This is a genomic window from Streptomyces sp. NPDC001393 (assembly GCF_053597455.1).
This window is the reverse complement of record NZ_JBSFIH010000098.1, coordinates 1-16,845: the sequence shown is the minus strand read 5'-3', so window position 1 is coordinate 16,845 and position 16,845 is coordinate 1. Positions and strand designations below refer to the sequence as shown.

The 16,845-nt window shown below is 70.8% G+C and carries 21 protein-coding genes; 15 read left to right on the top strand and 6 right to left on the bottom strand.

Annotated elements, in window-relative coordinates; translation table 11 throughout:
* The first annotated feature begins 1,085 nt into the window (after nucleotides 1–1,085).
* From ACWC2T_RS44260 to ACWC2T_RS44235, 6 genes are all read left to right on the top strand, one after another.
* On the top strand, nucleotides 1,086–1,457 hold the full coding sequence (locus tag ACWC2T_RS44260) for a hypothetical protein (protein ID WP_450675958.1): 372 nt from the start codon (nucleotides 1,086–1,088) through the stop codon (nucleotides 1,455–1,457).
* Nucleotides 1,458–1,580: 123 nt separating this feature from the next.
* Nucleotides 1,581–2,084 carry a hypothetical protein gene (locus ACWC2T_RS44255; RefSeq protein ID WP_450675957.1) on the top strand — a complete coding sequence of 168 codons (504 nt, stop codon included), beginning with the start codon at nucleotides 1,581–1,583 and terminating at the stop codon, nucleotides 2,082–2,084.
* Between the two features lie 116 nt (nucleotides 2,085–2,200).
* A complete protein-coding gene (locus tag ACWC2T_RS44250) occupies nucleotides 2,201–3,379 on the top strand; it encodes a DUF932 domain-containing protein (RefSeq protein ID WP_450675956.1) in 1,179 nt (392 codons plus the stop codon).
* A 305-nt stretch (nucleotides 3,380–3,684) separates the two neighbouring features.
* Nucleotides 3,685–4,155, top strand: coding sequence for a hypothetical protein (locus ACWC2T_RS44245; RefSeq protein ID WP_450675955.1), 471 nt, complete (start codon nucleotides 3,685–3,687; stop codon nucleotides 4,153–4,155).
* An 11-nt stretch (nucleotides 4,156–4,166) separates the two neighbouring features.
* Nucleotides 4,167–4,376 (top strand): hypothetical protein, encoded by a 210-nt coding sequence (locus ACWC2T_RS44240; protein WP_450675954.1) that lies wholly within the window; start codon nucleotides 4,167–4,169, stop codon nucleotides 4,374–4,376.
* A 269-nt stretch (nucleotides 4,377–4,645) separates the two neighbouring features.
* Complete coding sequence (locus ACWC2T_RS44235; protein ID WP_450675953.1) at nucleotides 4,646–4,810, top strand: hypothetical protein; 165 nt, start codon at nucleotides 4,646–4,648, stop codon at nucleotides 4,808–4,810.
* Between the two features lie 435 nt (nucleotides 4,811–5,245).
* Here ACWC2T_RS44235 and ACWC2T_RS44230 read toward each other — a convergent pair whose 3' ends face one another.
* From ACWC2T_RS44230 to ACWC2T_RS44205, 6 genes are all read right to left on the bottom strand, one after another.
* Nucleotides 5,246–6,376 carry a hypothetical protein gene (locus ACWC2T_RS44230; protein WP_450675952.1) on the bottom strand — a complete coding sequence of 377 codons (1,131 nt, stop codon included), beginning with the start codon at nucleotides 6,374–6,376 and terminating at the stop codon, nucleotides 5,246–5,248.
* The gene (locus tag ACWC2T_RS44225; protein ID WP_450675951.1) at nucleotides 6,367–7,272 is read right to left on the bottom strand and encodes a lactate/malate family dehydrogenase; all 906 of its coding nucleotides are present in this window, start codon (nucleotides 7,270–7,272) and stop codon (nucleotides 6,367–6,369) included. Before ACWC2T_RS44225 ends, ACWC2T_RS44230 begins: the two co-directional genes overlap by 10 nt.
* On the bottom strand, nucleotides 7,269–8,453 hold the full coding sequence (locus ACWC2T_RS44220; protein ID WP_450675950.1) for a phosphotransferase: 1,185 nt from the start codon (nucleotides 8,451–8,453) through the stop codon (nucleotides 7,269–7,271). The genes ACWC2T_RS44225 and ACWC2T_RS44220 overlap by 4 nt, the downstream gene beginning before the upstream one ends.
* 499 nt (nucleotides 8,454–8,952) lie before the next feature.
* Entirely contained in the window at nucleotides 8,953–9,156 is a 204-nt protein-coding gene (locus tag ACWC2T_RS44215; RefSeq protein ID WP_450675949.1) for a hypothetical protein, read from the bottom strand.
* Nucleotides 9,153–9,341 (bottom strand): hypothetical protein, encoded by a 189-nt coding sequence (locus ACWC2T_RS44210; protein WP_450675948.1) that lies wholly within the window; start codon nucleotides 9,339–9,341, stop codon nucleotides 9,153–9,155. Before ACWC2T_RS44210 ends, ACWC2T_RS44215 begins: the two co-directional genes overlap by 4 nt.
* The gene (locus ACWC2T_RS44205) at nucleotides 9,338–9,544 is read right to left on the bottom strand and encodes a hypothetical protein (protein ID WP_450675947.1); all 207 of its coding nucleotides are present in this window, start codon (nucleotides 9,542–9,544) and stop codon (nucleotides 9,338–9,340) included. Before ACWC2T_RS44205 ends, ACWC2T_RS44210 begins: the two co-directional genes overlap by 4 nt.
* A 256-nt stretch (nucleotides 9,545–9,800) precedes the next feature.
* Here ACWC2T_RS44205 and ACWC2T_RS44200 point away from each other — a divergent pair, with 256 nt between their 5' ends.
* The 9 genes from ACWC2T_RS44200 (at nucleotide 9,801) to ACWC2T_RS44160 (ending at nucleotide 16,753) form a co-directional block, all read left to right on the top strand.
* A complete protein-coding gene (locus tag ACWC2T_RS44200; protein WP_450675946.1) occupies nucleotides 9,801–11,042 on the top strand; it encodes a hypothetical protein in 1,242 nt (413 codons plus the stop codon).
* Nucleotides 11,039–11,557 carry an N-acetyltransferase family protein gene (locus ACWC2T_RS44195; protein WP_450675945.1) on the top strand — a complete coding sequence of 173 codons (519 nt, stop codon included), beginning with the start codon at nucleotides 11,039–11,041 and terminating at the stop codon, nucleotides 11,555–11,557. The genes ACWC2T_RS44200 and ACWC2T_RS44195 overlap by 4 nt, the downstream gene beginning before the upstream one ends.
* A gap of 312 nt (nucleotides 11,558–11,869) precedes the next feature.
* On the top strand, nucleotides 11,870–12,106 hold the full coding sequence (locus tag ACWC2T_RS44190) for a hypothetical protein (RefSeq protein ID WP_450675944.1): 237 nt from the start codon (nucleotides 11,870–11,872) through the stop codon (nucleotides 12,104–12,106).
* Nucleotides 12,107–12,251: 145 nt separating this feature from the next.
* Nucleotides 12,252–13,145, top strand: a complete 894-nt coding sequence (locus tag ACWC2T_RS44185) for a hypothetical protein (protein WP_450675943.1) — start codon at nucleotides 12,252–12,254, stop codon at nucleotides 13,143–13,145.
* 212 nt (nucleotides 13,146–13,357) lie between these two features.
* Nucleotides 13,358–13,702, top strand: a complete 345-nt coding sequence (locus ACWC2T_RS44180) for a hypothetical protein (RefSeq protein WP_450675942.1) — start codon at nucleotides 13,358–13,360, stop codon at nucleotides 13,700–13,702.
* Between the two features lie 62 nt (nucleotides 13,703–13,764).
* Complete coding sequence (locus ACWC2T_RS44175) at nucleotides 13,765–14,004, top strand: hypothetical protein (protein ID WP_450675941.1); 240 nt, start codon at nucleotides 13,765–13,767, stop codon at nucleotides 14,002–14,004.
* A 68-nt stretch (nucleotides 14,005–14,072) separates the two neighbouring features.
* A complete protein-coding gene (locus ACWC2T_RS44170) occupies nucleotides 14,073–14,759 on the top strand; it encodes a hypothetical protein (protein WP_450675940.1) in 687 nt (228 codons plus the stop codon).
* A gap of 113 nt (nucleotides 14,760–14,872) precedes the next feature.
* Nucleotides 14,873–16,375, top strand: a complete 1,503-nt coding sequence (locus ACWC2T_RS44165; protein ID WP_450675939.1) for a ParB/RepB/Spo0J family partition protein — start codon at nucleotides 14,873–14,875, stop codon at nucleotides 16,373–16,375.
* Between the two features lie 147 nt (nucleotides 16,376–16,522).
* On the top strand, nucleotides 16,523–16,753 hold the full coding sequence (locus ACWC2T_RS44160) for a hypothetical protein (protein ID WP_450675938.1): 231 nt from the start codon (nucleotides 16,523–16,525) through the stop codon (nucleotides 16,751–16,753).
* Nucleotides 16,754–16,845: the final 92 nt, after the last annotated feature.

The window sequence follows — 16,845 nt, the reverse complement described above, 5'->3', positions numbered from 1 at the left end:
CCAAACTTAAAAACAAAAACACCAAAAAAATGATCTAATCTTTCGTGAGTGTATTCAAGAGGTGTGATCTTCCGAACACACCGAACACCCGCGCTGCGCGCGGGTGTTCCGCTCCCGCTCCGCGGGAGCGGAGCGGCTCGCTGCGCTCCCCGCTCAACCTGACCGCTGCGCGGTCAGGTTGACGCTCCTTCCGCTACGCGGAGCGGCCTGGCAGAGCCGGGCCGCTTGCGGCCGCCGCTGCGCTCTGGCCGCAAGGCCTCGCACGCGTGCGAGGCAACGGGCCACGCTCCGCGCGGCCCTGACGCAGCAGTAAGAAGGCGGGGGGTGGGGCGGTTCGGCCGAAGCAACGCGCCACTCCGAGGGGTGCAGCAAGCGCCCCGGCTCTCGGTGCTTCAAACTGGTTCTTGGATAGAGACTGGAATGAGTGCCTGCCACCTCTGAAATCTGGATAGCGACAACCTCGGAACGCTCGACCAGTCCTAGGAGTGCAAACGCTCAAGTGAACTGCTTAGCGTCCGCATGAGTGGGAAAACCTGACTGCCCTTCAATTCTCTGCCTATTCCCAACTGGAATCGAGATTACGCCCGTTGCATTATTCCCGGCAAACTTTGGCCAGTAGCCCACGCCGAGCGTGGGCGACCCCAGATCCAGCCTCGTCAGCAGCCCCATCCCGCCGCCACACCCATCCGGGCCCAACCCGGCCGCTCCCGGCGCCGCAGGCCAGCGCGGCGGCGGAGCCGACGCGCAACACACACCAGGCCGTCCCCATCCCCGAGGCCGCCCGCACCGCCCACACCCCGCCCTCCCCCACCCTCATTTTTCTCAACAGGGCAGGGCAGAGCGGCAGCAGAGGGGATGTCAGCAAACCGACCACGCACCAGATGACCTTTGACCAGGGAAGACCCGGAAGCCGGCCGTCATGGGGTGCAACCTCTAGCGCAACCTCTAGCGCAACATCATGGCGCAACATCTAGCGCAACGCGGGGTGCAACAGGGCTTCCCTCCGCCCATCATATCCACTATTATTTGAAGTCCTGGGGGAGGCGACCCCCGGGAACCGCAAGAAGCCAATGAAGGGGAAAGACGTGGAAATCCAGATCTCTGACGGAGTCGTCCGGCGGGTGCGCGGCGGCAAGGACGCTCCCATGAGCGGCCTTGCCATTCAGGCCCGCACGATCGCGAACTTCCTGCCCCTGCTGTGCCAGCGGGCCGGGGCGAAGATCGTTCACAACACCGACGCGAATTACACCGGAATTCGCTTCGACACCAAGGTCGGTCCCATCGTGCTGGAAATGCCCATGGGTGACGGTTCTTACCGGCTCGTTCACGAACTCATCGAGCCGGACGAGAAGGGGCGGACTGAGATCGAGATGCGGCGATTCCCGCAGATCTACAAGCCCCGTGGAGTCGCGCACATCACCGCCGAGTTCCTTCGGTCGCGCGGGTTCCTGAAGTAATCCGCCCCGGGGCGCCCCGGACTGGGGCGCCCCCTTCCGTCCGGCATCACCGAGAGGAGCAGGGGAAGTCATGGAGGACACGCGGATTGCGGAGCTGGCCGAGGAGGCCGGGCACCGCTTACGGTGGCAGAGCGGGAACAGGCGGGTTACGCGCTGCGGGAGTTGGCGCGCAGCGAGAGTGACCCGGAGGCGCTGAGGGTGCCGCGCGAGCAGTTGGACATGGTCCGGCCGTTCTTCGAGTTGGGTTGGGCGATGGGTGTGCGCACAGGGCACACGGGCCCGGCCATGGCTGATGTGCCGGTGGACCGTGACACGGTCGCGCGCGCGTTCGTTCTGCTGATGTCCGAGCGGGTGGCGGATCAGCTGGTGCTCGCGGTTGCGCGAAGTCTGGACCCGCAGCACGCAGGACCGGTGCTGTGGCAGAAGGTGAGGTATCACGGCAGTCTGACGCAGCGTCACGGTGCGTATTGGGTCGGCGCGATCCATGCGCACGCCGACCCGTTCGGCGAGGCGCCTGAGTTGCGCTACGACCTGTGCGAGGTGCGCGGTGTCGTGTCGGCGCCGGTGATCTCGAACGTGCGGCGGCAGAGTCTGACGCCGTTGGCCGAGCACCGCACGTGGTTCTGAGTGTGCAGGTCAGGGGTGGGTTCACTCACCCCTGAAACACACTATTATTGAAGTTGTCGGGAGGCGGTGGCCCCGCCTCCCGACCCGCAGAAGCCAACAACGAAGGGGAACACCGCATGACTCAGCAGTTCGCCGAGCGCGCCGCGAACGTCGCCCCCACCGGCGCCCGTAACGCCGACCTGTCGGACCTGGTCCGCATCCTGGAGGACCAGCAGCGCCGGAAGCTGGACGTGGTCGTTTCCGCGTCCGCGCTGCGGTTCCGTGAGGGCAACGTGCACGTCGAAGGCGTGGAGTCCCTGATCACGGAGGACGGGGTGACCGAGGTCGACGGCATCTACCGGCCCACCGCCGTGGCCGATGAGGGGATCGCAGACAAGCTCCGCATCCCGCTGGCCTACCTGCGCCGCATGCGCGCCGAGAACGTCCCGCTCCTGGACGAGAACGTCAACGCGTGGATGCGGCAGGAGCCGGAACGCCGATTCATGCTCCGCGCGTTCCGTGGCGACAACGCCCCCGGTACCCCGCCGGCCGAGGGCGTGGCCCGCGCGCTGCTGTCCGACAGCTACAAGCTGATGGACAACTTCGACATGCTCTTGGCCGCCCTGGACGGGGTCCAGCAGTCCGGCCACCCCACGCAGGTGACCGGCTGCGACCTCACCGACCGGCGCATGTACGTGCGGGTGGAGTCCGAGGCCGTGGCGATCCAGGCCCGCGCGCTGCTGCGCGGCTACCGCTCCCCGTTCGACGGGCGCAGCGGTGACGAACTGCCGATGATCTCGGCCGGTTTCGTCATCACCAACAGCGAGGTCGGTGCGGGGGCGTACACCATCACCCCGCGTGCCGTCGTCCAGGTGTGCCGCAACGGCCTGACCATGGCCCAGGACGTCATGCGCGCCGTGCACCTCGGGGGCAAGCAGGACGAGGGCGTTGTGTCGTGGTCGGGGCAGACGCAGCGCAAGACGCTGGAGCTGATCACGTCGAAGACCGCCGACGCCGTGCGTACCTTCCTGTCGCGGGAGTACGTCGAGGCGAAGGTGTCGCAGCTGGAGGCGGCAGCCGGTAAGGAGCTGTCCGAGCCGACGAAGACGATCGAGCACGTCACCAAGACGCTCAGCATCGGCGCCGAGGCCAAGGACATGATCCTTGCCCACTTCATCCGGGGCGGTCAGATGACCGCCGGGGGCGTGATGCAGGCCGTCACTTCCACCGCGCAGACCCTCAACGACGCCGACCAGGCCGCCGCCCTGGAAGCGCTCGCGGTGCCCGCCCTCACGGCCGCCGCCGCGCACGGCTGACCGAAGCCCCCGCGCGGGCCGGGGCCTTCCCCCCACCCACCCGGCCCGCGCGGGCCCCACGGCGCCCCGAGCGCGCAGCGCTCCCCCACCTATGCCAGGGAGCGCGGAGCGCGCCCGCCCCGCCCCTGCCGCACAGCGCGGCTGCGCAGCAGGCCGCGTGCCCACCGGTCCCCGTAGCGCAGCGCAGGGGACCCGACCGGCGAGCGCAGCGAGCCGCCCACTGGCTCCGGGCGCAGCCCGGAGCACCCCGCTCCGCGGGGAGAGGAGCAACGCCCCGGCCAGCCACCAGCAAGGAGTGATGCGTCATGCCCGCACGCCCGGAGCTCACCCGCCCCGACGATGCCGCCATCGCGGCCGCCATGCGCCGCTCCCTGACCGCGCTTGCCGCCCTGATTCAGGCACTCGGCGACGGCGAGCACACGATCAACCTCGTGGCCGAGCGCACCGACGACACGTTCGTCCGGGGACAGGCCGACCTGTCCGTCGGCACCGCCCCGCTGCGCCTGGCCGTGCTGGACGAAGACGACTACTGCGCGCTGCGCACGCTGTTGGTGTTCGCGCTGGAGGGCAGCACCGTCCGGCATGCCGTCCTGGTGGCCACCACGGCCTCCGAGCCCCACCCCCGCGCCTGCGCCTGGACCGTGCACGACGGATGGCTGCACCCCATGGACGCCGCCGAGCTCCAGCATGCCGTCACTCCCTGCCCCGGCGTCGCCGCCCCGCAACGCGAGGCATACCCCGCGCCCGTCCTGCCCCAGCTCCACGACATTCGATGAGGAGAGCCCCCGTGGCTGACACGCCCGCCGTCACGCCGGACGGCTACTGCACCAACACCACGCCCGTCCCCGGCACCGCCCGCACCGTCAACGCCAGCGCCACCGGGCCGAAGTTCTTCCGCCTGCACGGCCGCCGCTACGCCCAGTGCCCGTGCGGACGAGAGGTGTCCCTGACCGACCGGGGCACCCTCCGCCGCCACAAACAGCCCAAGGAGGCGTAGCCCAAAGGCGCCGTCCCCCGCCCCAGGCTCCCGGGGCGGGGGACGGCAACCCGGCCAGCGCGCCACTGGCCGAAGACTGCCGCCCCGACGCCCGCGCCCTCCCCTTCGGCGAGCGCGGGGCGGCAGGCCCCCGCCCACCGAACCGAACCGCCGAGGAGCCCGCAGCCCATGACCCGCCCGAGCCTGACCATCGACACGCCCGCCGGCACCGTGCGCGCCACCGCCGGCCCCGCCAGGCAGACGCCGTCGTGTTCGAGTTGGGCGGGGCAATGCGAGGCAGGGTGCACGTCACCGGCACCCACCGCCCCCACTACTGGGACCAGTTCACGGCCATCCGCGCCTGCCTGGGACCGGTCAACGCCTTCCACCAGTCCACCGCCCCCGACCTGCCGCGGCTCACCGCAAGCCGCACCGGCTACCGGGGCAGCCTCTGACCCTCTACCCCGACGACTGCGCCCACCGCCCCCTGTGTCGGTCGCGCCGCCCACGTCGCGCAGCGCGACGACCTTCGCGTGCTCGAGGAAAGCCTGAGGGCCCACCCCGAGCGGCGGGCCACCGTGGCCGCCTGACTGCGGGGCCGGTAGACGCAGCGTTGCCGCAGCCAGGACGTCGAGGGCAGCAGTGGCCCAGCACGCCGGCTCGCGGGCCGGAGCCGGGGCGTTCGGGCCGCCCGGCCAACCCGCCGCGGCACGTGAGGAATACGAGTGCACCAAGCGCAGCCGAGTTGAGGCCGAGGGGGCCACCGACACGGCGCAGGAGGAGGTTCGGGAGGCATACACCGAGGCGGAGACGTTGCGCCAGCGGACTGCCGAGCACAGCCGGCGCCCGACTCCTTGAAGTGGAGTCGGACGCCGGCCTGTGGGACGGGTTCACAGAGTGACGGTGATCTCCTCAGCGGTCTTGGTCAGCAGCGCGGCGGACGCGTCGGTGTCGTGGCTGAGGACCAGCGATCGGCGCGGCAGCCGGGCAAGGCGTTCGGCCAGGGCCTGAGTGCCGGTCACGGCGGTGGGTGTCAGGCCGAAGATGTCGGGGTAGCGGTCCTCGGTCGTCTGGTCGAATACGTCTCCGTCGGTGAGCGTCCGCTCGTTCTCCACGAGAGCCGGGATCGCATCGGGGCTCATCGTCGGGAAGAGGAGCCCGGCCGCGCGGGCTTCGGTGGCCAGGGTGAGACCGAGCCAGGATGCGAGCTGATCAGGGAAGAGCTGGGGCTTCCGCTCCTTTCCGTCCTCACGCCAAAGCGGCTCGCGACGGCCGTCCTTGAGGGCCTGCGTCACCGTGGGGTGCTGGGTGGGGTGGAGCTGTCCGCCGGCGAGCACCCTTTCCCGTACCCGGTCGTACAGGCCGGTGGCGTCGAGAAGGCCGAGGCCGAGCGCGGCGGCCGACGGCCACGGCAGCACCCGCACCCGGCCGTCCGCTTCGGGGCGGACGAAGACGCGGTCATTGGCGAGCAGGCCCCAGCCGTCCAGAGCGAGTAGGAGAGCGGCAGTGGTCTTGCCTGCGCCCTTGTCGCCCAGGGTCAGGACAGCGTCCCCGTTGTGGGTTGCCGCGGAAGCGTGCAGGACAGTCCAGCCGTCGGCGAGAAGCTGGCCGCGGACGAGTTCGCGTGCGAGGCGGGCGGCGGCAACGGCGACCGGCTCGGGCTCGTCGCCGACAATGACCAGGCGGCGGCCCTCGGCCTGGTAGCCGACCCGCTCACCCGGCTGCACCGCGTACGTGATGCCGTCCTGGCGGGCAACGAGGGTGCGGGCGTTCGCGTAGGTGGTCTCTTCGTGGCCGTAGTCGGTGACGAGGGCGGTGATGTCGTCCACGCGGGCGGGGTCGACGTCGGCGAGGACCAGGCCGCCGCCGTCCGAGAGAGCGCCGGGGCCAGCGTCGTCGGCGGCAGCGGCGTTCCACCAGGGGCCGAAGTAGCGGACCGACCACTCGGTGACGGCCGGCGTCAGACTGGCGACCGTGACGGTTGCGATGTCGGCGTGAATACGGGTTGCGGTCAGAGGCACGCTGAGACTCCTTCGTGATGGCTGATGGTGCGGTAGGCGGCTTCGAGCTTGGTCCGGGCCGTCAGCAGGTCCGCTGTCTCGTGCGCATCCAGCTCCAGGGGCTGAACGGTCGGGCGGCCGGCGCGGATCTGCAACCGGATTCCGAGCCACACGCCCGCCCGGTTGACGGACAGCACGTCGGTTCCGTCCTCGACGTCCAGGAGCTTGCGCAGGGCGGACAGGACGGCGGCGGCCGGGCCGTGGCGGGTGCGGCCGATCCCGGCGTTGATCCGGCGTGGGCGTTCGGCGAGTTCGGCGCGGACCAGGTCCAGGGGTACGGTGCACGGGGCTCCGTGAACGGTGGTGGTGGAAGCGCAGATGACCGCGCCGTCTCCGTGTTCGCCGATCACATAGCCGTCCACGGCCGAGACGGGCACGCGGTGATGGGCGGCGAGGGCGGCGCGGTAGCGGGCGGTGTCGGTCGCCGACCCGATCCCGTACGTGGGGGCGCCGCTGATCGTGGCGAACAGACGTGAAAGCAAGTCCACGGGGTTGGTGACCATGACGACGGGGCGCCTGTAGCCGGCGAAAGCACGGGCGAGTTCGGCGATCAGCGGGGCGTTCGTGGCGAGCCCGGCCATGCGCACGTTGCGGGTGGCGGTGTTGGTGAACATGGCTCGGGGGCACATCACCACGGCGTCCGCCTGGTCCAACTCGGCGACGGTGACCGCTCGCACCCGGGTGCCGGCGTGGACGACGTGGGCCATGTCGCCCAGATCAGCGACAAGACCGGCGGCACTCTCGGCCGTGCGGGAGGTGATCAGCAGCCGGTCACACCACGGCTCGCCGACGAGGAGCGCGGCGACGGTCTGGCCGACCGCGCCGGCGCCGACGATGCCGATCGTGAGGCCGGTCACCGGGCCGCCGCCCGGGTCACGGTCCGCAGGGCGAGCCGCCAGGCTGCATCCGGGTGGGTTCCGGCCGCGAGGGGGGCGCTCACGAGGTCCAGCAGCGTGCACAGCGTCTCTGTCTGGTCGATGACGGCTTGGGCGTGCTCGGGCAGGGGCAGCGTGGCGGGTGCGGTGAGGTAGGTGGAGAGGATGTTCACTGTGTCCATCAGCCACGTCACGAGCAGGCGGCGCAGCCACAAGCCGCGCATGGGGCCGCGCAGGGTGCGCGTGTGTCCGTCCACGAACGCCGCGATCCCGTCGACCACTGTGGCGGCGGGGCCGTCCAGGTGCGGGGCGGCGATCAGCGCGAGGAACGTGCGGGAGACCAGTTTCGCGGTGTCGTGGTGCGCGGGTCCGCGAGCTAGGCCGGGATCGATGAACACCGGCGCCTCTGCGGGACCGTCGGGCCACAGGATGTGCTCTGGTTTCAGATCGCCGTAGACGATCACGGTGGGGCCGACCGGAGGGGTGAGACGGAGCTTCAACAGTCGGGCCACGACCACGCCGACCATCGCGGCGACACCTTGCCGGGTCCGCTCCTCAAGGCGGTCAAGGCCGAGACGTTTGACGTAGAGACGGCCGGAGACGCCGTTGAACTTGCGGCGGAACGTGCCGTCGATGCTGCGCTCAGGGATCGGTGCGGCGTCGACCTGCACGGCCACCTGCGGACGTTGAAGACCATCAAGGGCAGTCACGGCAGCGGTGAGCAGGTCACAGGTCCGAGCCGGCTCTTTGATGATCAGGTCGGCCAGGGTCGGGCCGGTGACGGGCTCGGTGAACAGCACCCCGCCCGCGTAGCCGGCGCACCTACCGACCCGGACCCCGGCCGCATCCAGGGCGCGGAGCTGGGCGGCCTCCCGCGCGAGCAGCGAGCTGGGAGAGGTGGCGTAGGCGGCCTGCGCTGCACGGACCCTGTCCCGGTCACCGGCCATGCCGCGCAGCACGGAGACGAGGGACAGGCCAAGGATCGAGTCCTTCGCGAACACGTCCCGGTCGCCGACGTGGACGCGGTGCACGTAGCCGGTGACGGAGGGAACGTGGTCGCCGAGCGTCAGCGGCTCATCGGGCCACAGGCCGGCGGCGGCGCGGTGTATGCGGTCGGCGCTGAGCGTGAACAGGTCGGCGGGCTGCGGTAAGGCGCCGTTCATGGGTCTTCTCCTCGGCGGTCAGAAGTGCCGGGCGGGTGCCGCCCGCCCGGGTGCAGAGAAGCCGGGCGGGCGGCTGGGGAGGGGGCGGCTCCCCGGGTCCCGCGCGGCCGGTCTTGCCTGGGCCATTACCGCGCGGGAGCTTTCGGCCGTCCCGGACCGCTGGCCGGTCGTGGGAGGGGCCACGACCCGGGGACGGAGTGGTGACCGGCAGGACCCGAGGGGGCCGTGACGTCATCTCGGGCCCTGCCGGCGGTCTATGGGCGTGGGAGCGGTAGGCGGGTGCCGTACCGGTCTACCTGGGGGGCGGGCCGGTCCGGGCTCGCGTCCGCCGGCGGACGGTCCGGCTGCTCGACGGCAGCCGGGAGCGCTCGGGCCTGAAGCACCTGCATGCCCGACAGGACGACGCCGAGCACGTTTGCCGTCAGGAAAAGAGCCCCCGCCGTCCGGCCGTCATCGCTCGGGCCTAATCGTCGGTGCCTGCCCGTTCCCGTACGGCCGGTCACTGATCGCCCCAGGTGCCGCGCCGGGCAACCAGTTCTATGGCCGCCCACGTCGTCGGCCATGGCTCCACGAGGCTCCCGTCATGCCGGGGGCGCAGGCATGGAACACCCGCCTTCACGTCCGTCAGCACGGCCTCACAGCCCCGGGCGGTGTCGCGGACCAGATCACCGACCGCCGCGCGGCGCTCCGTCGGGGCGGTCACTTGGACGCCTCCGCCGCCGGGCGGGTCCCTTCCCGCGACGGCCGACGGCGACGGCGGGTGATCGCGTCGATCGCCGCCACTGAACCCTCGCCATCGGCCACGCGGTCCCGGTACTCCTGCCAGTCCTCGGGCGTCCAGCGCTCAACGGCCAGGATGAACCCGGAGTCATCGGGCTGCCGCCTCACGAGGTCACCGCCGGGACGCCGTACATCGCCGCGCACGGCTCACACGCGAACAGGTCGCCGACGGGGTACCTCGGTGACGCGGTACCGGCACACCAGACGCACGACGTACCCGCGCGCTGCCGATCCGTCAGCCGGTCGCGGTCGATGGTGGGAGCGTCCACCAGGCCCGGCATGGGGTGGGAGTTTGTGCTGCGCGTCGTCATGTCGATTGCCTCGCGCTCACAGTCGTGTTCGGTGCCCCGCCCGCGCCCGTGGGGAACGGAAGCGCGAACGGGGCCGTACACAACAGCTAACCCACAGTCACCGCGCCGCAGGTATGACGAAATCGCTCGGGACGCCTGCGCGCAGACTGACGAATTGGCGTGCTCTTTACTGTCCGTGACGGCCCGTACGCCCTACCGTGAGCGCATGGCGGAGACCAGAAACGAGCCCTTAGCCGCCTGGATTGATCGTCACGGCATGTCGGTCAGAGAGTTGGTCGACGCCGTGAACGAGGCCATTCGCGACTTCACCGGCCGCCCCGGTAACACGTCCGAGCGGACCGCGTTCCGGTGGCTGTCCGGCGAGAACCGGTGGCCCCAGGCACGCCAACGCATCGCGCTCGAACGGGTCACCGGCCTGCCCATCACCGACCTAGGGTTCGTGCCTCGGGGGAAACCCAAGACCACCCCATTACCCCCAGCATCACCCTCGGAGGACCCCCCAGTGCACCGCCGCCGGTTCGTCGGCGCGGCCACCGCCGCCGTCGCCGTCCCCCTCATCGCCGCCCCGAACTCGCGCCCGCAACGCGTCGGCACATCCGACGTCATCCGACTCCGTGACAAGGTGGAAACCCTCGTCCAGCTCGACGCCGAACGCGGAGGACACACCGCCCTCGAACGCGCAGCCCTGGCCGGAGCCGACGAGGCCCTGAGTCTCCAACGCCGCTCGGCCACGCAGCGCGTGCGCCAACGCCTGTACGCCGTCGCATCCGATTTCGTCTCCACTGCGGCATGGTCGATGATCGACGCGGGACAGCTCCATGCCGCTGGTCGGCACCTGGACCGCGCCCTGACCCTCGCCGGAATGTCCCAGGACCCGGATATGACCATGCAGGTCTGGAACCTGCGGGCCATGCTCGCCCGCCAGGAGAAAGAGTTCGGCGAAGCCGTCGCCGCCGCACAGGCCATGCAGACAACCACCATCGCCCGCCGCTCTGCTCTGCATGCATCCCTCGCACACGCCCGGACCGCGATCAGCCTCGCGCACGCGGGAGACCGGAGGACGGCCCTGCGCTCCCTCGGCCGCGCCGAAGACGCCCTAGACAAGGTCCACATGACAGACCCGCGCCCACCCTGGATCACCTTCTACGGGCCCGCTGAGCTGTACTCACTCACCGCCATCGTCCGGGACGTCGTCGGCGACCCGGCGGAGGCCGAGGCAGCCTCGTACCGGGCTCTCGGCGCCCTGCCGGACACCTATCGACGCAACCGCGCGCACACCACCGCGCGCCTCGCCCTTGCCCAGCTCCACCAAGGCGACGTCGAACAGGCATGCGCCACCAGCGCCGACGTGTTCACGATCATGGCCGGTGACCCGCTCCCCGGCCGCGTACGCCACCTCCTGGGCGACTTCCACCGCGACCTGATCACCCTTGCGCCTCCACGCGTCGCGCACGAGTGGACCGACCGCTACCGGACCGAATGGAGCACCCCCGCATGACCACGGCGACCGTCGAACTCCGCCACTACGGCCACGACGACCTACCGGAGATCCGGCAAACCCTCCTTGACGTCCACGCCGACGCCTACGCCTACGACATGACCGAGTTCGACGAGCGGTTCCCGTGGTTCGTGGACCACTGGGGAGGCAATCCGGGCTTCGCGTGCGTCATCGGGTACGACGACGGCGAACCCGTGGGCTTCGCGTACGGTGCCCCGCCCACCCCGGGCCGCGAGTGGTGGCGCGAGCACCTCACCGAACCGCCGGCGGACGACTCCACGTTCAGCGTGTCCGAACTGATGGTGCGGCCGAAGTGGCGCAAGACCGGCACCGCCGAGCGCCTACACACGGCACTGCTGGAGAACAGGCCGGAGGCCCTGGCCGTGCTCCTGGTCGACCCCGACCATCCCAAGGTGCAGGCTCTCTACGAGACGTGGGGATACCAGAAGATCGGCAACCGCCAGCCCTTCCCCGACAGCCCCAACTTCGCGGTGATGCTCCGCTACCTGCACTGACCGGCACGACCTCGGAGGCCTGCCCCACCGCCATGAGCGCAGGCCTTCGGAGGCACACAACGCCAGCAGACCTGAGCCGAGCACGTAGCCACCTGACGGACCACGGCATTGCCTCGGCGCCCGCTCCGGCACAATCCTGGTCTGCGCCCACCTGACCCTCACCCCCGGGGCCGTTGGGGGACGCGCCCGTGAATACCGCTCGGGAGCTGTTCACGGTCTATGAGACCGCCAAGGCCGCACTCGGCGTCGCCGAGCACACCTACCACCCCATGCGGTACGGCGGCAGGCGCAGAGGAAGACAGCCGCCGCGCCGTGGCCGAGGCCGTAGCCGGCGCACTCCCCGGGGCCCAGGGCACGGAGAAGCGCCACCGCACCTGGATCGCGTGGCAGCGCGCATTCAGGCCGTCCGGGGACCACGGCCCCGTCCAGGCCGACACCGTGTGCGCCGTCGTCGGCCCCTCCGGGGAATGGGTGCAGGTCGAAGCAACCGGCCGCCCCGGCTCCATGGTGCCCATGCTGGCCGCATTCGCCCAGGGGCGCCAGGAGTGAAAGAAGCAGGTCAGAGGTGGGTTCCCGCATCTCTATAACACACTATTATGGACATTGTGGGCCGGTAACCCGCCCCGCACCACCGAGGTGGCAGCCACATGTCACCGTCGCCCGCCGACGCCCCGACCGACACGTGGGGGGACCCATGCCGCACACCGAGCACCAGACCATGCGACGCGCCCTGAGCCGAGAGATTGCGGGCACCATCGGCCTGCTGGCCGACGAGCACGACTTCACCGCGATGCGGCACTACCGCACCTTCGCCTTCGACGACTACACGACCTACCTGCGGCAGGCCGAAACCCTGCTCAGGAGCCGCGCCGCCCAGGGCAGCCACACCACGGTCGCCCTCTTCGACCCCGAGGAGTACGCGGAGTTCTGCGCCCGCACCGGCCTGGAACCGGACGCCCCCTCCAGCCGCACCCGCTTCACCTCCGAACTGGCCGCCACCGGATGCACCCTCCCGTACGAGGGACAGCCCCTGGCCGAACTCGTCCCGGCCCTGATCGACGAGGCCGTGCGGCAGGCCACCTGGGAGTATGCGACAACCGTGCTGGCCCAACTGGGCGCCTGCGGCTCCTGCGGCGAGGACATCGGACGTGCCGCCTTTTCGCACGCCTCCCACCTCCTCAGCCGCATCCTGGGTACCGCCAGCCCGGGCGACCGCCACCTCGTCTGCAGTGTTTCGGCCGAGCCCGAGACACTCGTCGCCGTGCTGCAGGCGGACGAAGACCCCGACGGCACGACCCGCCTCGACGAGACGGAAGCCCTGGAATTCACCACCGTCCTCGCGCTCGGCATCGCCACGCACAGCGCCGGCGGACTCGTCATGCGCACCACCGCGCCGAGCACACAGGACCGCGTCTGCGGCTGGCGCCTGCACGGCGGACGCCTGGAGCCGCTCACCGCCGGAGAGGTCTTCGACGCCTACTGCACCGACGCCGAATCCGGCGACCTCCTCTCCCCGGAATCGGGAGTCGACTACTGCGCTCCGCCCAACCTCGGGGACGACGGACTCACGCCCGGACACGCTCACTGAACGGGAATTCGGCGACCCGCCCGAAGGAGAAGCCCTATCGCGCCACGCAACGCGGCGCAGCAGAACGACGGTTGCGCAGGTCAGGGGCGGGTTCACACAGCACTCGATCACACTATTATGGATACTGTCCGGGGCGTCACCGCACACCGTCTCGCTCGCCGGGTTGACGCCCCCCTTCCTCCCCGCCCCCGCCTCCAGTTCCCGGAGTTGCCATGCTGCGAACGCTGCGCCGCGCCCTGCGACCGGCCCGTCTGCGCATCCCCGCCCGCCGGTTCACCGCCGGAATCGCCGCTCTGCCGCCCACCGCCCGGGAAGCGTTCGGCACCGCCATCAGCGCCGAGGAGGCCGTCGCCTACAACCGCAGCCGCGTCGCCACCGCAACCGCCGTCGCCCTCTACCGCAGCGGGTACGCGCTGCCGATGCCGGACGACCACCTGGACGACGCCGTGCGCGCCCTGGACTTCCCCTACTCGATGCTGAGCGCCGAAACCCGCGCCGCGATCCGGGCCGCCCTCGCCGTCCTGGAAGCCGACTACACCGTCACCGTCACCGACTGACAGCCATCCGCCCTGACTTGCGGGCCGCCCCACCCGGGCGGCCCGCGACGGAAGGAGAACCGGTGTTCCTGGTCGTACCCGACCCCGCTCACGGGCTGGTCGCCGCCCCCAGGTCCTCCGCCGACCGCACGCCTGCAACCGAAGAAGCCCTCACCGCCCAAGGGTTCACCTGGAACAGCGAGATCGAGGCGTACACCCGCGGCGCCGACCACAGCCCCGAGGCCGTGGACCGCACCGCCGGCGCCCTGCGTGAGCTGGGCCACTACGTCTTCTCCTCCTGCATGCCGATGCCCACCCGCTGACCGCCGCGCCACACCGGCCGGACAACGGCGCCCCGGCCTTTCCACCCTTGCGCAAATGGAGTTCCGTCATGCCCCGACGCCGCCCCCAGCCGCCCGCCCGGTACGCCGCCGCCGAGCACGAGGGAGTGCACCAGATCGTGGACCGGCTCCACGGGTACACGCTCAGCAGCCACACCACCCGCCCGGCCGCCGAGGCCGCAGCACGCGAACTGGCCTCCAACCCGACCGCCGCCGTCGCGGCCGTGGAGTCACTTGACGCCGCCCAGAGCGGCTCGGCGGCCGCCGAGCGGCGGATCCTGCGCCGCTACGGGTACGCATGGAGCCTGCGCCAGGACGAGATGCTCTCCCTGATGCGGGAGTTCAGCCACCGCCGCCTGGAGACACTCGTCTCCGACGGCCACCTGTCGATGGTGTTCACTCCCGCCGGCCAGCCGTACTACACCACGCCCGAGCGCTTCGATGAGCTGTCACCGCGCTGGGTGCGCGACGGGGAGGAGTCCTTCCCGGCCGCCGAGCCCGCCCGTCTGGAGCGTCCCCGCCCCGCTCTTGAGTTGCTGTCTCGGCGCCGGCGCCGGGAGCCGTGCGAACTGCACCGGATCGCGCTGTGGCGCTGCCTGCTGTGCGGGCCGCGCGAGGACTTCGAATGCCAGTGGGGCGAGTGCACCGCCAACCGCGTGACGGCGTACTGCGAGCGGTGTGTGCGGCTCGACCCTCGGCGCACCCTCCCTCTGCCGCCCCGCCGGGACCGCGACTAGTGACAAAGCGGCAGGTCAGGGGTGGATTCACATCCCGCGATATCACACTATTATTTTGTTGCAGGGGTTGTTCCCCGCCAATTCGCCGATGAGGCAAGGACAAGGAGAGCCGCATGGCTACCGCCGTCTCGACCCAGACCGACAAGAGCGACGAACACGAGGAGGCCACGCCGCAGGTCGTCAAGCTCGACCCGGCACTGCTGGTGCGCGACGAGTGCAACGCGCGCGAGCACGACACCGAGCCGGACGAGAAACTCATCGCCTCCGTCAAGGAACTCGGCGTCGAGGAGCCCATCAGCGTCCGGCCCCGGCCCGACGGGACCTACAGCGTCTTCAAGGGCTGGCGGCGCGCCCAGGCGGCGCAGGCCGCCAACGCCGCCGCCGAGCAGGACGGCCGCCCGGTACGGCTGGTCAAGGCGTACGTGCGTGAGGATCTGGTCGGCCGCGACGGTTGGACGCGTTTTCTGTCCCTGGTCGAGAACGACCACCGCGAGGGCATGAGTGAGCGGGACACGCTGCGGGCCCAGGAACTCGCCCTGATCGACATGAGTGACGTCGACCGGCGCACGGCCGCCAAGGCCCTCGGGGTGGGCCGCAACGCGGCCAAGCAGGCCAAGGCGGCTCAGAATCTCACCGACGCCACCCTGCGCCGTACGGCGGCGGCAGGCATGGACCTGGAGCAGACCGCCCAGCTCGCCGAGGTCGCCAGCGTGCGGGGCGCGGAGGACCGGCTCATGCGGGCACTCCAGCGCGACCATGACGAGGGCAACGGCGGGCGCGGCCACTGGGACCAGCAGATGGCGCTGCTGCGCGCCGAGCAGGCCGACGCCCAGGCCCGCGCCAAAGCCGAGGAGGAGCTGAAGGCAGCGAACATCCCGCTGCTGGGCCGGGTGCCGTCCTACGAGAAGGATCCCTCGCATCCCCTGACGGAGCTCACCACCGGGCTGGGCAACCCGCTCACCGAGGACAACCACAAGAACTGCCCCGGCCACAGCGCCCGGCTGGACGAGGAGCACCGGCCGGTGTGGCACTGCGCCGACCCGGCCGCGTACGGCCACAAGGTCCGGGCCCAGCCGAAGAAGCCCAAGACGGAGGAAGACGAGCACAAGGCCGAGGAGCGGGCCCGGATCGTGGCGTGCAACCGGGCCTGGAAAGCCGCCGCCGGACCGAGGCAGGAGTTCGTCAAGCGGCTGGTGCGCGGCAAGACCCTGCCCGACGAGGCCCGGCTGTTCGCCCAGCAGATCCTGCTGGACCTGCCCCGCTTCTACGGCAAGTGGGCCGACAAGCAGCGGACCCAGACCGTGGCGCTGCTGCTCGGAGCCAAGGACCCCGAGAACGACTCGGCCTCCGACACCGCCGCCAGCTTCCCCAAGAACCGTCTGGCCAACGTGCTGTTCGCCCAGGTCGCCGCCGCGTTCGAGGATGCCATCCGCGAGCCCAAGCAGTTCGACACCGCCCGGATGACACACGTCTCCCTGTGGGAGTCCCCCGACCGGCTCCAGGCCGCCTACCTGCTGCTCCTGGAAGCGCTCGGCCAGGCCGACGACGGCAGCTACCAGCTGTCCGAGGTCGAGCAGCAGGCCGTCGCCAGCCACCGGCCCGAGGCCGGATCCTGACCGTCTTTCCCCTTCCCTTCACCACCAACCTCCGGCCGGGCACGTCCCGTGCCCGGCCGACCGTCCTCCACCAAAGGCAACTGGTGCCCGGGCGTCATCGCTCCCAGCACCCCCTACCCCCCTCCCCCGCCCCGAAGGAAGGTACCGATGCACTCGATCCCCCAACGCTGTGCGCGCCGGCCTCTGGCGGGCGGACTGGTGGTGCCGTGGGTGTCCCTGATCCACGGCGGCCACGCGGCCTTCGGCAGTCTCGACGCCGAGCGGGCCCGTACCGCCTTCCTGCACCGCCTGTGCCAGATCTGCGGCGAGCCGCTGGACGAGCGGTGCTTCCTGATCGTCCGCCCGGCCGACGTGACCCGGGGCTGCTCGCCGGAATGAGGTTCCCCCGACATGCGGGGCGAGGTGACAGCAGGTCAGATAGGGCTCATGAGAGGAGCTCTGACGATGCCTGCCCCGAGGAAGTACCCGCT

Bases quoted from the DNA above. Each gene is read 5' to 3' on its own strand.
- ACWC2T_RS44250 (WP_450675956.1), top strand. From the start codon at position 2,201: ATGACTCAGCAGTTCGCCGAGCGCGCCGCGAACGTCGCCCCCACCGGC.
- ACWC2T_RS44245 (WP_450675955.1), top strand. From the start codon at position 3,685: ATGCCCGCACGCCCGGAGCTCACCCGCCCCGACGATGCCGCCATCGCG.
- ACWC2T_RS44235 (WP_450675953.1), top strand. From the start codon at position 4,646: ATGCGAGGCAGGGTGCACGTCACCGGCACCCACCGCCCCCACTACTGG.
- ACWC2T_RS44220 (WP_450675950.1), bottom strand. From the start codon at position 8,453: ATGAACGGCGCCTTACCGCAGCCCGCCGACCTGTTCACGCTCAGCGCC.
- ACWC2T_RS44205 (WP_450675947.1), bottom strand. From the start codon at position 9,544: ATGACGACGCGCAGCACAAACTCCCACCCCATGCCGGGCCTGGTGGAC.
- ACWC2T_RS44200 (WP_450675946.1), top strand. From the start codon at position 9,801: ATGTCGGTCAGAGAGTTGGTCGACGCCGTGAACGAGGCCATTCGCGAC.
- ACWC2T_RS44195 (WP_450675945.1), top strand. From the start codon at position 11,039: ATGACCACGGCGACCGTCGAACTCCGCCACTACGGCCACGACGACCTA.
- ACWC2T_RS44185 (WP_450675943.1), top strand. From the start codon at position 12,252: ATGCCGCACACCGAGCACCAGACCATGCGACGCGCCCTGAGCCGAGAG.
- ACWC2T_RS44180 (WP_450675942.1), top strand. From the start codon at position 13,358: ATGCTGCGAACGCTGCGCCGCGCCCTGCGACCGGCCCGTCTGCGCATC.
- ACWC2T_RS44170 (WP_450675940.1), top strand. From the start codon at position 14,073: ATGCCCCGACGCCGCCCCCAGCCGCCCGCCCGGTACGCCGCCGCCGAG.
- ACWC2T_RS44165 (WP_450675939.1), top strand. From the start codon at position 14,873: ATGGCTACCGCCGTCTCGACCCAGACCGACAAGAGCGACGAACACGAG.
- ACWC2T_RS44160 (WP_450675938.1), top strand. From the start codon at position 16,523: ATGCACTCGATCCCCCAACGCTGTGCGCGCCGGCCTCTGGCGGGCGGA.